This window comes from Microbulbifer sp. THAF38 (assembly GCF_009363535.1).
GTDB lineage: Bacteria > Pseudomonadota > Gammaproteobacteria > Pseudomonadales > Cellvibrionaceae > Microbulbifer.
In genome coordinates this window covers 2,008,106-2,020,424 of the sequence record NZ_CP045369.1, presented here as the reverse complement: position 1 = coordinate 2,020,424, position 12,319 = coordinate 2,008,106, and the positions used below count along the sequence as shown (strand labels likewise).

The window sequence follows — 12,319 nt, the reverse complement described above, 5'->3', positions numbered from 1 at the left end:
GCTACACCTCCCCAACCGCTTTTTCATATTCGGCCAGCGCCCCCCAAACAGATAGCACCGCTTTGTTGTAATCCCTGTTGGCGCGCTCAAGCTGGGTTTCTGTTTCCAGGACATTGGTCAAGAGCGTTGTCTGTTCGCGATAGCGGTTAATCATCACCCGTAGCTTTTCCCGATAGGCCGCTTGCAGTTCTCGGGCAACTCCTACCGACTCTTGTGAAGTACGCAGTTTGCGCAAACTATCGCGCACCTCAATTTCGATTTGATTGCGCACTTCGCCCATTTTCACTTCTGCCCCGGCGATCTTACTCGCGCGACTCGCCAGCTCATCGCGTTTACGCCCCCAGTCAAAAAACTCCCAGCGGAAATCCAATGCAACGAATGCCTCTGCATCGGGAATCAGATTGACGTTATAGAGTTTGATATAGCTGAAGTGGATATCCACATCGGGTATGTATTCTGATTTTTTGACGTCGTAACTGTACTCCGCTTTTTCTATGGCCAGTTGCGACTCAATGAAGTCGGCGCGCTGATCAAAGGCCAGCAGCAGGGATTCATCGGTGTCATAGACGACTTGATGAGGAAGTGGAAGATGCTCAACGTTAAATGGCGTTTCCACATCGCGCCCCATTAAAGCATTCAGCCGCTCTTTGGCTGTGATCATTTCATCAACCATGCGCTGGCGCTCCAGCTGACGCTGGGCTAGTCGGGCGCGCACATCCAGCAACTCGTATTCCAGAGCTACCTGCTGATCGACATAATTGCGCACCAGATCGCTCAGTGAGCTCAAAAAGAGAATGGATTCATCAATGGCCTGTAAATCGCCAAGGATCCTGCCCACCTCGAAATACTGTAGCTTCACCAGATAGGCAACATCCTGCTGGGTCCAACGCACTTTTTGCACCGCCATCTCGGTGGTGACATAACCTTCACAGATTTCCAGGGCAATGGTGTAAAGCTTGGTTAAGGGTTGGCGCGCACTAAAGGAAACAATCTTAGTCGTTCCCTCCTCCGAGGTGATTTCTACATTTTCTGGCGGTATTGGACCGATTTCAGAATCGGGAACAAGGCTACCCTCAGGAAAGGTGTAGCTCTGGGTAGTGAGATTGCGATTGATGGCGGCATCCAGTTCAAGCCGGGGGTAGCGACGGGTCTTCAAAGCCTCAACCGAATCGCCTGCCTCATCGACTTCCAGTGCAGCACCTTGCACCCGCAGGTTTGCCCGAATCGCCGTCTGCACAGCTTCATTGAGTGGGAGCACGGGCTCGGGGACAGAGCTCCAGGCAGCGCCGATAAAGACCCATATTGCGAACCCGCCCTTGAACAACGATCACCCCTTCCTGGCAGCAGCACACACCCGCTCAATATGCAATTATTCAAGTAAGTATATGTGCTTAGTGAACAGATCTAAGTGCATACGCCTATCCCCACGCCATCCAATACTTCCCTCTTAATATTTCTATTTTTCATATCGGCCTTATCCCTTCCCCGGATGGACCATCGCTTTATGAGCTCCCCTACCCCATTAAAAACCCAGGGGCGCCACTATGAAGTTTCACCTGCCCTTTTCCATTGGCTAGGCTAATAACTGGCGGCAATCAAAACCGTTTGTTGTTAGCTCCCGAGCAGTTTTATGGCGGCGAAGTTCCTCCCGGTAATTGTGATTCTGATTTGCCTGATCGCCGTGGCCGGGGCGCTCAGCCTGCTGCACTATTTCAATCTGGATGAACAACTGATCGAACTGTTCCAATGGCTCAATGACCGGGGCTGGCAAACCAGCCTGCTGTTCGTTCTGATCGTTGCTCTGGCAATCGTGCTGTTGCTGCCGGGCATTATTTTTACTATGGGAGCCGGGTTTGTATTCGGCGTTGTGAAAGGGACATTACTGGTGCTGGCAGGGACGGTTCTCGGCGCCACCCTGGCATTTCTAATCGCCCGCTATCTACTCGGAGAAAAACCATCGCGCTGGATTATGTCCCATATCAAACCCGCCACCGTGGGCGAGGTAATAAGGCGTGAGGGCTGGCAGATGATCATGCTGACCCGCTTGGTGCCGCTGTTCCCTTTCAAGCTTTCCAACTACTTCTTTGGGCTGACACCGGTGCGGCTGAGAGACTTTGTATTGGGCAATGCCCTGGGGGTTATTCCCCTCACACTGAACAATGTGTATGTGGGCTCCATCGCCGCAGATCTAACATCCCTGGGCGAGGTGGAAGAGCGCACTACGGCGCAATGGGCGCTATATATCATGGGATTTGTACTCGCCGTGCTGGCCTTGATCGGCCTGACCCGTATGGCGCGACGCGCCCTGAAGAAGATCGTGAAAGAAGAGGACCTCTAATGCCTTGGATGAAATGGCTACCCTGGCGCTTCTTTGTTCGCCGATTCGCCACCGCCCACGGTTTCCTCGACCCACTGACCCTGATGGCGCATCTGCAGCGCTTTGCAGAACCCTCTGAAGTGAGTGAGCCCATTGAACTCCTGCGTGCAGGAGCGGTGTTCCACGCCCGCGCGCTGATCAATAGCAAAGTGATCCAACACAATTTGGATTGGGTTTGGCCCTACTGGATACAAAGACAGTTTGACCCACGTGACAATTCGTTTATCCCCAGAGCCTTTTCGATAACCCACTGCAACCTCAGTCACCGCAATTGGACCGCGGTGGGGCTACCCGACTGCGAGGCACTGCCCGTAGTTGATCCCCGTGGACTGGTGACGCCTTACTATGACGGCTGGTCCATTGATGCCTGGGTGATTGGCGACGGTGGCGAAGAACTCACCCCAGCCTCTCTCACCTACTGTGAGCAGCATCAGGAGCTGGCTGACAACCTCGCTGTAGTCACAGAGTCTGCCCGCAGAGGCCTAAAACTGCGAAATCATGTTGCAGTGACAGCACAGAGTGGCGTGCCCCACTGCAAAATAAAGCTCAAAGCCAGTTGCCGGGACGGCGGCTGGCTGCTGGTAGCCCTGCGCCCTTGCAACCCTGAAGGGGTCAGCTTTGTGCATAAAGTCCGCCTGAATGACGAGGGCAAGGGTTGGCTGATTGAGGACAAACAGGCGGTTTCATTCAGCCAGCCCATCGACAAACACTTAGCATCGAACTATCGCGGTGGCGATATTTACCTGCACCTGAAGGACTTGACCGGCCGAATGCAAGGCGAGTGCGACGTGGGAATGGCCACCGCCGCAGCGATGTTTCGTTTAGAGCGCCATAAGCCCCTAAAGCTCGAGGTCTCAATCCCCCTGGACTCCGAAACTCCAAAAGACACGAAAGCGAAAAGCTGGGAAGGAAGTTTAGCGGACCACTGTGCGCTCAGGGTACCAGACAGGGATTTCCAGTTCCTCTACGACTCAGCCATTCGCACATTGATCCTGCACTCCCCCAAGGATGTCTACCCAGGCCCCTATACCTACAAGCGATTCTGGTTCCGTGACGCCGCATTTATGATTCAGTCACTGCTCTACGCAGGGTTAATAGATCGTGCAGAACGCGCTTTAGATCAGTTTCCCCAACGACAGAAGCGGGACGGTTTCTTTCACTCCCAGGACGGTGAGTGGGACTCCAACGGCGAGGCGCTTTGGATATTCAACTTGTATTGCCAGCTGGCCAACAGGCCCCTCAAGCAGCTCTGGTGTGACCCCATCCTCAAAGGCGCCAGATGGATCATCAACAAACGTCTGCCCCAGGATGGCAGCCTTTGTGCCGGACTGCTTCCGGCGGGCTTTAGTGCTGAACACCTGGGCCCCAATGACTGTTACTACTGGGATGACTTCTGGGGAGTGGCCGGGTTACACGCCGCAGCCGAGATTTGCACCAGAGAGGGCATCGACGACAGTGCCCATCGGTTCAATACCGCAGCCAACGATTTCCAGCGCACCATCGATGAGAGCCTTAACGGCGCTCAGGAGCGACTCGGGCGCGCCGCCATGCCCGCTTCTCCCAACCGGCGCCTGGATGCTGGAGCTATTGGATCAGTGGTGGCCGGCTACCCGCTGCAGCTCTACTCACCGGATAATCCCCGGCTGACCGATCTGGCCGACTTCTTGATCGACAACTGCTTTGTCAGCGGCGGCTTTTTTCAGGACATGATCCACTCGGGCATCAATGCCTATCTCACGTTACATATCGCCCAAGTCTTGCTGCGCGCCGGGGACCGGCGCTGCCTGGAATTAATGCGCAATGTCGCCAAGCTCGCCTCTCCCACAGGCCAGTGGCCGGAAGCCATTCACCCCCACTCTCTGGGTGGCTGTATGGGGGATGGACAGCATGCCTGGGCGGCTGCGGAGTGGGTCGCCATGCAGCGCAATTGCTTTGTGCGGGAGGAACAGGACGCCTTGATTCTGGTCTCAGGATTACCACCGGAATGGCTCAAGGATACCTCCACCAAAGAACCCATTTGCTTCGGCCCGGCACCGACCCGCTTTGGCGTGATTTCATTGGAGATCACTCCCGGAATTCACCCGAAGGTATCCTGGACGGCAGACTGGAATGGAAAGCCACCTGCCATAGCCGTCAACCCAATCGGCTTTCCACCCACACTGGTTGGCGAGGGGCTAGAGTCTGTGGAGTTAAAACCCCTGTGAATATCGTCATGCTGACCAATACCTACCTGCCCCACGTCGGTGGCGTGGCGCACTCGGTCGCCGCGTTTAGTGAGGAATATCGCAGGCGGGGCCACAATGTGTTGATAGTGGCTCCGGAATTCCCTGAGAAAATCGCCGGGGAAAAGAATGTAGTCCGCATCCACGCAATCCAGAATTTCAATGGCAGTGACTTCTCGGTAGCACTGCCTTTCTCACCAGACTTGAGCGATCGGCTGGATCAATTTAAGCCAGATATTGTGCATGCGCACCACCCTTTCCTTCTGGGAATGACCGCCCTCAGGGTGGCCAGACAGCGGGAACTGCCTTTGGTCTTTACCCACCACACGCTCTACGAGCACTACACCCACTATGTCCCCGCAGACTCACAGGTGCTCAAGCGCTTTGTGGTTGAACTCGCCACCCGCTACGCGAACCTGGCAAGCCTGGTACTGGCGCCCAGTCACAGTATTGTCAAATTGCTGCGCGAGCGCGGCGTGCAGACGCCTATCGCCGAGGTCCCCACTGGCGTTCAATTGGAGGATTACAACAACGGCGACGGCAGCAAAGTCCGCCGCCGCCTGGATATTCCCGAGTCCGCTTTTGTAGTGGGCCACCTGGGTCGCTTCGGGCAGGAAAAAAACCTGCGCTTTCTCTGCAACGCGGTAGCCCGGTTTATGCGTGATGAGGAAAACGCCCACTTCCTGTTTGCCGGCAGCGGTCCTCTCGAGGAAGAACTGCAAGCAATCTTTGCCAGCCGCGGCTTGGCCCAACGCCTGCACATGCCCGGCGCGGTGCTCGGCGAAGCACGGCGGGACATGTACAACGCAATGGATACTTTTGTGTTCGCCTCCACCAGTGAAACCCAGGGACTGGTACTCTCCGAAGCGATGGCCGGAGGTGTGCCGGTTATCGCCCTGGATGCCAACGGCTCACGGGAGATGGTGCGCAACGGCAAAAATGGACTTCTGGTGACGGATGTAAATTTGGATGGCTTTATCGACGCCATTCGCTGGCATTACCAGCTTCCCCCGGAACAGCGTCAAGCCCTCAATCGCGAGGCCCTAAACACCGCGCGGGATTTTTCCATGCACAGCTGCGCGCAGCGGGCCCTGGACCTCTATCAACCACTTCTGAAATACGGTTGGGCTATGGATGATTCCCTTTTTGCCCAGTGGATGCGTATGCGCAACCTTATCGGCGCCCAGTGGGAGATTATCGAGGGGCTGACCGGCGCCGCAGGCGCCGCATTTGGCCAGGCACCAGAGCCGTAATCACAGATTATGATAAGCCGAGTCGGACTATCCATCAGGCGCTGGCGCCGCCGCTTCAGCCGCAGCGAGTGGATCGCCAAGTTGCTGGGACTTTCTACCAGCGGTCACCAGCCCCATGCTCCGGGGTTAATCCTGATCCAAATCGACGGCCTGGCCCACCCGGAATTATTAAAGGCCTTGGCCAGAGGCAGGATGCCTTTTTTGAAGCGTTTGATTCGCAAAGAGCACTACCGTTTGGAGCACATGTTTTCGGGAGTCCCCTCCACCACCCCCGCCGTGCAGGCAGAACTTTTCTATGGCGTACGCCAGGCGGTACCGGCCTTTGGTTTTTTGATACACGAAACCCAAAAGCTAGGCCGTATGTACGATCCTGAAGTAGCCGCGCTGGTGGAAAGCCGAGCCATGTTCCAGCAGCGCGATCCGCTGCTGCGCGGCGGAAGTTGTTACCTGAGCCTATTTCGCGCCGGCACCAAAACAGGCGAAGCCCACTTTTGCCCGGCCGATCAAGGTTGGGGACCGGCCCTGCGCAGCGCCAGCCCGTGGACTATCGCAGTCCTTATCCTCAGCAACTTATGGAGCCTGATACGCACGGGCGCGCTAATTTTGGTGGAATTATTACTCTCGCTCATAGACTGCGTGCGCGGGGTCATGCAGGGGCAAAGTTTTATAAAGGAACTGATGTTTATCCCCACGCGGGTCGGCGTCACCATCCTCTCGCGGGAGTTTTGTACTATGGGCGCCAAGGTCGATATCAGCCGTGGCCTACCCATTATCTATGTCAATTTGCTCGGCTATGACGAGCAATCCCATCGCCGCGGTCCACGCTCGGCGTTTGCCCACTGGGTCTTGAAGGGCATTGACGATGCCGTGGCCCGAATCTGGCGTGCCGCGCATGTCTCTGATCGGCGCCATTACGATGTGTGGATTTTTTCCGACCACGGCCAGGAGCAAACCAAACCCTACGAAGAGATTTATGGCCGCAGCCTTGGCGATGCCCTATCAGAAACACTCTCTGGGCTCGCCAAGCCACCTGAAATTGAACCTGGCCAGACCAGGCACGGCGTTCAGTTGGAGCGCGCGCGCCTGTTTGGCAGCGAGTGGATGGATAAAAAGGATATTGAAAAGCAGGAGCAACCAACCGAGCAGACTGCTCAGAAAACGCCATTGGCGCTCACTGCCCTCGGTCCACTGGCCATGCTCTATAACCTGGAGCTGGGAGATATCGGTCGCGAGGAAGTCGCCCGCAAGATCGTTGAAGAGGCCAAAATACCTCTGGTGCTCTATCGGGTGGACCCCACTTCAGCAGATTCCCCAGTACACGGCTGGTGGAAACACGGCCCGGTGCGATTGCCGGAGGATGGCCGCAAGTTGATGGGAGATGAGCATCCCTATCCAGAGCAGTCTATAGCCGACATGATGAGCCTGTGCAGCCACCCAGACGCCGGCGACTTTATGATGTACGGCTGGTGCTCCACTGAAGAGCAACCGCTGACCTTCGCGATGGAAAACGGCAGCCACGGCGCCGCCGGCCCCAGGGAAACCCACGCCTTTGCCCTGATGCCGCAAGATATCCAACCTCCAGACCCTCGCCTGGGGTATTGGCGCCCACAGGATCTGCGTACCGCTGCAAGGGCCTACCTGCGTGGGGCCCGTCCCATGAAACTGGATGAGCACCAAGCGCCGCAAAAAACCCTAAGGGTGATGACCTATAACGTGCACAGCTGCCAGGGAACCGATGGCACCTTGTCACCCCAGCGCATCGCCCGGGTAATCGCCCGCTACCGCCCCGATATAGTCGCCCTGCAGGAGTTAGATGTGAGACGTAAACGCAGCGGGGGGCTCGATCAAGCAGAGCGGCTGGCGCGGCTGCTCGCGATGGATGTGCACTTCCAGCCCGCCATTCACCTCAATGAAGAACTCTACGGCGATGCCATTCTTACTCATCTACCAGCCAAGCTGATCAAAAAAGGGATTTTGCCGGGACCACCCGAGGGCAAGGGACGCCTATTCAATCCGGCTGCCGATGAACCTCGCGGCGCCATCTGGGTAGAGATTGAACACAATGGCAGCAAGATCCAGGTGATCAACACCCACCTGGGCCTCTCCCGTATTGAACGCCTGCGCCAGGTGGATGCGTTGCTGGGGCCAGAATGGCTGGGGAACCCACGCTGTAAGGGCGAGCGGATTTTACTCGGCGACTTCAACGCACTGCCCAACTCTGCCGAGTGCAAGCGATTAAGTGGTTACCTGCGCGACGCCCAGGAACAGGCCCCCAGACACTCTCCCAAAGGCACTTTTCTCAAAGTTCGCATCGACCATGTTTTCTTGAGTGCCGGCATCGCAGTGAAAAAAGTGCGAGTGCCCCGTACCACACTCACCCGGCAGGCCTCGGATCACCTGCCATTGATTGTTGATATCGAGGTGCCTTTTCGCCCGGGAGCAACTAAACCTACTTGAAAAATCCCCTGAGGCCCTCATTATTAGCAGGAGAAGATTCGACTAAACCCCTAATAAAACTACGGTTTTTCGAATTCATCTCGATTTATAGCCAGCGCTTAAAAGGGATTTACCGACTTGATGGTCCCCACCGCGAGCTATATGATTCCGGTATCGATTAAATAGCAGGAGTCGCTAAATGCAACCGCAAGCTTATACAAATACCCGCGCACTGGACCGCTCGGAATCGGCGAAGGTGTTGCGCAATACCTATGCCCTACTGGCCATGACCGTACTTTTTAGTGCCGTCACAGCCGGTATTTCCATGGCCGTCGGTATGGGCCGAGGCATGAGCCTGATCTGCTCCCTGGGAGCCCTGGCCCTGATCTGGTTCGTACTGCCGCGCACCGCCAACTCTAGCGCCGGTGTAGGTGTTGTGTTCGCATTCACCGGTCTTCTGGGCGCGTCCATCGGCCCATTGCTCAACCACTACCTGGGCCTCGCTGGCGGCGGCCAGATCGTCATGCAAGCTCTGGGTACCACTGCCCTGATTTTCTTTGCTCTGTCTGCTTATGTACTGACTACTCGCAAAGACTTCAGCTTTATGGGTGGTTTCCTGGCCGTCGGCCTGATCGCTGTCCTGGTGTGTTTCCTGGCAGTCATCATCGCGGGCTTCTTCGGCATTCATATGCCTCTGGTCAGCGTTGCCCTGAGTGGTGTTGTTGCCCTGTTGATGTCAGGTTTCATCCTGTATGACACCAGTCGCATCATCAACGGCGGTGAGACTAACTACCTGATGGCCACCGCTTCCCTGTACCTGAATATCTTTAACCTGTTCACCAGCCTGCTGCACATCCTTGGATTCGCATCCTCTGATGACTAAGCACCAGCACTGCTGAGCAAGTCCCAATGCCCCGCTCTGCGGGGCATTTTACTATTTGGCCCCCTATGAAGTTTTCCCTGGCAATATACTCCGCTCCTCACGCCTCCCAATCCGCCGCCAGTGCATTGCGTTTTGCCAAAGTGTTACTGGCTGAGGGACATGAAATCTACCGGATATTTTTCTACTGTGATGGCGTACAAAACGGCAACATGATTGCCGCCCCCCCCCAAGACGAGGCCGACTTGATCCGTGAATGGCAGACGCTTCAGCAGAAGCACAACCTGGATTTAGTTATCTGCATTGCCGCCGCACAGAGGCGCGGTGTATTAAGCCAGCGGGAGGCTCAGCGCTTGGAAAAGCCCGCGGCCAATCTCGCAGAAGGCTTCGAACTGGCCGGCCTCGGTCAGCTCACCGATGCTGTGGCCAACTCTGAGCGCCTGATCACTTTTGGAGGCTAACAATGAGCAATCAAACCCTGGCCCTATGCCGAGCTGCTCCTTACGGCAGTGCCCTAGCCAGAGAGGGCATTGAAGCCGTCCTCGCCTCCGCAGCTATGGAGCAGGAAATTGACTTGCTCTTCCTGGGCGATGGCATATTTCAACTGCTGGACAACCAAGCCCCAGAGGCCATAGAACAAAAAAGCCTGCGTCGTAATCTCATGGCACTCCCCATGTTTGGCGTCGAGCAACTCTATGTCTGTCAACGCAGCCTGGAGGAGAGAGGTATTGGCCCTGATCTAATTCAAATACCAGGCGCGGAAGTGACCCTGGTGGGCAACCCCGGAGAGTTGATCGCTCCTTATCAGTGTGTGTTGAGCTTTTAATATGACCTTACATGTTGTCAGTAAATCTCCCTTTAGCTGCCAGGCCCTCCACGATTGCCTGCAGAGCCTTGCCGAGGGCGATGCCCTGCTCTTGATCGAAGACGGGGTCTACGCCCTACAGCACCAAGCCCTTCAGAGTCTACATAAAACAAAGATCTACTGCCTATCAGCCGATAGCCAAGCCCGCGGATTGCAGACTAGCTCGGCATCTGACTCGGTAGAGATGATCGACGACACCCGCTGGGTGCAGCTATGCACCGAGCATAATCCCATCGTCAGTTGGTTCCGGTGATACGAACAATGAGCAACCTGAATGTAAATGGCCAGGAAATCCCGTTAGACAAAGAGGGCTACCTGCGCAACTTAAATGACTGGAACCGCGATGTCGCCGAAGAGCTGGCTCGAACCGAGGAGATAGAGCTCTCGAGTGCACACTGGGAAGTGATTGAGCTACTGCAGGAATTCTACCGCCAATTCGAGCTCTCTCCCGCCATGCGTCCGTTAGTAAAGTTTATCGGTCAACGTCTGGGCCCGGAGAAAGGGCGCAGCATCTACCTAATGCAGCTATTCCCCCCCAGCCCCGCCAAGATTGCCAGTAAGATCGCCGGGCTGCCCAAACCCACCAACTGTCTCTAGGATGGGCGCTTAGATATGCAGAATGACTCTGCGCTCGCCGTGATGGTGGCGGTGCTCCCACAAGTAGACCCCCTGCCAAGTGCCCAGCATAAGTCGCCCATTCAGCACGGGGATGGAAAGACTAGTGGCTGTTAGAGCTGCCTTGATATGGGCCGGCATATCATCCGGTCCCTCGAGAGTATGGGTGTAAAGGGGGTCATCCTCTGGCACCAACCGATTGAGCCAGTGCTCCAGATCCCTGCGCGCGCTGGGGTCTGCGTTCTCCTGAATCAACAGACTCGCCGAGGTATGTTGAATAAATAGCGTACAAAGCCCCTCCCCCACATTCTGCCTGGAAACCCAATCAGCCACCTGACCAGTAAACTCCTGAAGCCCCTGCCCCGACACTCTTATTGCAATCTCACCTATTGCCATACGGATTCCTATATAATTCGCGCCCGCTCTACCAATGAGACTACCGTATTCTAATATGGCACTGCACCGCGTTAACACCGACGACTATCAACAACAGCTCCATCAAAAGGCCAAGCGCTTGGCCGAGGCCTATCGGGAATTCACCGACCTGGAACCCGAGCTGTTTCCATCGCCGCCCATCCACTACCGGCTTCGCGCCGAGTTCAAGGTTTGGCATGAAGGCGGCGTAGCCCATTACGCTATGTATCGCCAAGGCGAATACAAGAAGCCTTTTATCATCGATACATTCACCGTGGGTTCAGAGCTGATGAATCAGCTGATGCCCAAGGTACTGGAGGCTGTTAACAGCAGCGAGGTGCTGCGCAAACGCCTGTTCTCCGCCGAATTCCTCACCACATTGAGTGGTGACGCGCTCATTACACTCATCTATCACAAAAAGCTGGATGAAATCTGGGAGCAAGAAGCCACAGCCCTACAGGAAAAACTGGGCTTTCCCATACTAGGCCGCTCACGCAAGCAGAAAGTCGTATTAGAGCGGGACTTCGTCACCGAGCAACTGGATATCGATGGCAAGAAGTATCAGTACAAACAAGTAGAAGGCAGCTTTACCCAACCCAATGGGCACATTTGTCGTTCCATGATCCATTGGGCGAAGAATGCTTGCGGGCAAAACTCCACCGACCTGCTTGAACTCTACTGCGGAAACGGCAACTTCACCATTCCGCTCAGTGAAAATTTTGAGAAGGTACTGGCCACAGAAATCTCCAAGGTTTCGGTCAATTCTGCCCAGGAAAATATTCAAGCCAATGGCGTCACCAACCTGGATATCGTGCGTCTATCCAGTGAGGAATTTACCCAAGCTATAGACAAGGTTCGCCCATTTCGCCGCCTCTCTCACATAGATCTAGCTGACTACAATTTTGACACTGTATTGGTAGATCCACCCCGGGCAGGACTGGATGAGGATACCTGTGCGATGGTTGCGCGCTTTCCTCGTATTTTGTATATCTCCTGCAATCCGGAAACCCAACTGGAAAACCTCAAGCTTTTAAGCAAAACCCATCGTATAGAGCGCTTTGCCCTATTCGATCAATTCCCCTACACAGACCACACAGAAACCGGCCTCATGCTGGTTCGTAAATAAAACCCTGTTGGGCTTATTCTTGGGGGCATCACTGTGTCGCCCCCAAGTCTACTTCGATTCACCTCTATTATCTCTTCCGTCTCACAATAAAATGCTTGATAGCTTTCCTTACAGCTAGGAGCAGTAAGTGA

12 protein-coding genes are annotated in these 12,319 nt (G+C 55.3%); 10 read left to right on the top strand and 2 right to left on the bottom strand.

The window, feature by feature from the left end; translation table 11 throughout:
- Position 1: 1 nt before the first annotated feature.
- The gene (locus tag FIU95_RS08645; protein ID WP_152453321.1) at positions 2–1,324 is read right to left on the bottom strand and encodes a TolC family protein; all 1,323 of its coding nucleotides are present in this window, start codon (positions 1,322–1,324) and stop codon (positions 2–4) included.
- A 306-nt stretch (positions 1,325–1,630) separates the two neighbouring features.
- On the opposite strand from FIU95_RS08645, the gene FIU95_RS08640 reads away from it, so the two are divergent.
- From FIU95_RS08640 to FIU95_RS08600, 9 genes are all read left to right on the top strand, one after another.
- Positions 1,631–2,338 (top strand): TVP38/TMEM64 family protein, encoded by a 708-nt coding sequence (locus FIU95_RS08640; protein WP_152453319.1) that lies wholly within the window; start codon positions 1,631–1,633, stop codon positions 2,336–2,338.
- Entirely contained in the window at positions 2,338–4,581 is a 2,244-nt protein-coding gene (locus FIU95_RS08635; RefSeq protein WP_152453317.1) for a hypothetical protein, read from the top strand. Before FIU95_RS08640 ends, FIU95_RS08635 begins: the two co-directional genes overlap by 1 nt.
- Positions 4,578–5,852 (top strand): glycosyltransferase, encoded by a 1,275-nt coding sequence (locus FIU95_RS08630; RefSeq protein ID WP_152453315.1) that lies wholly within the window; start codon positions 4,578–4,580, stop codon positions 5,850–5,852. Before FIU95_RS08635 ends, FIU95_RS08630 begins: the two co-directional genes overlap by 4 nt.
- Positions 5,853–5,861: 9 nt before the next feature.
- Positions 5,862–8,309, top strand: coding sequence for an endonuclease/exonuclease/phosphatase family protein (locus tag FIU95_RS08625; protein ID WP_152453313.1), 2,448 nt, complete (start codon positions 5,862–5,864; stop codon positions 8,307–8,309).
- Between the two features lie 178 nt (positions 8,310–8,487).
- Positions 8,488–9,171, top strand: a complete 684-nt coding sequence (locus FIU95_RS08620; RefSeq protein WP_152453311.1) for a Bax inhibitor-1/YccA family protein — start codon at positions 8,488–8,490, stop codon at positions 9,169–9,171.
- 65 nt (positions 9,172–9,236) lie between these two features.
- Positions 9,237–9,629: a sulfurtransferase complex subunit TusD gene (gene tusD / locus FIU95_RS08615; protein WP_172975359.1), complete on the top strand. Its 393-nt coding sequence runs from the start codon at positions 9,237–9,239 to the stop codon at positions 9,627–9,629.
- Positions 9,630–9,631: 2 nt separating this feature from the next.
- Positions 9,632–9,994, top strand: coding sequence for a sulfurtransferase complex subunit TusC (gene tusC, locus FIU95_RS08610; protein ID WP_152453307.1), 363 nt, complete (start codon positions 9,632–9,634; stop codon positions 9,992–9,994).
- 1 nt (position 9,995) lies between these two features.
- Positions 9,996–10,286: a sulfurtransferase complex subunit TusB gene (gene tusB, locus FIU95_RS08605; protein WP_152453305.1), complete on the top strand. Its 291-nt coding sequence runs from the start codon at positions 9,996–9,998 to the stop codon at positions 10,284–10,286.
- An 8-nt stretch (positions 10,287–10,294) separates the two neighbouring features.
- Positions 10,295–10,630 (top strand): TusE/DsrC/DsvC family sulfur relay protein, encoded by a 336-nt coding sequence (locus FIU95_RS08600; RefSeq protein WP_152453303.1) that lies wholly within the window; start codon positions 10,295–10,297, stop codon positions 10,628–10,630.
- Between the two features lie 9 nt (positions 10,631–10,639).
- Here FIU95_RS08600 and FIU95_RS08595 read toward each other — a convergent pair whose 3' ends face one another.
- Entirely contained in the window at positions 10,640–11,044 is a 405-nt protein-coding gene (locus tag FIU95_RS08595; protein WP_152453301.1) for a secondary thiamine-phosphate synthase enzyme YjbQ, read from the bottom strand.
- Between the two features lie 55 nt (positions 11,045–11,099).
- Between FIU95_RS08595 and trmA the strand changes: the two genes are divergently transcribed.
- Entirely contained in the window at positions 11,100–12,188 is a 1,089-nt protein-coding gene (gene trmA / locus FIU95_RS08590; protein ID WP_152453300.1) for a tRNA (uridine(54)-C5)-methyltransferase TrmA, read from the top strand.
- Positions 12,189–12,319: the final 131 nt, after the last annotated feature.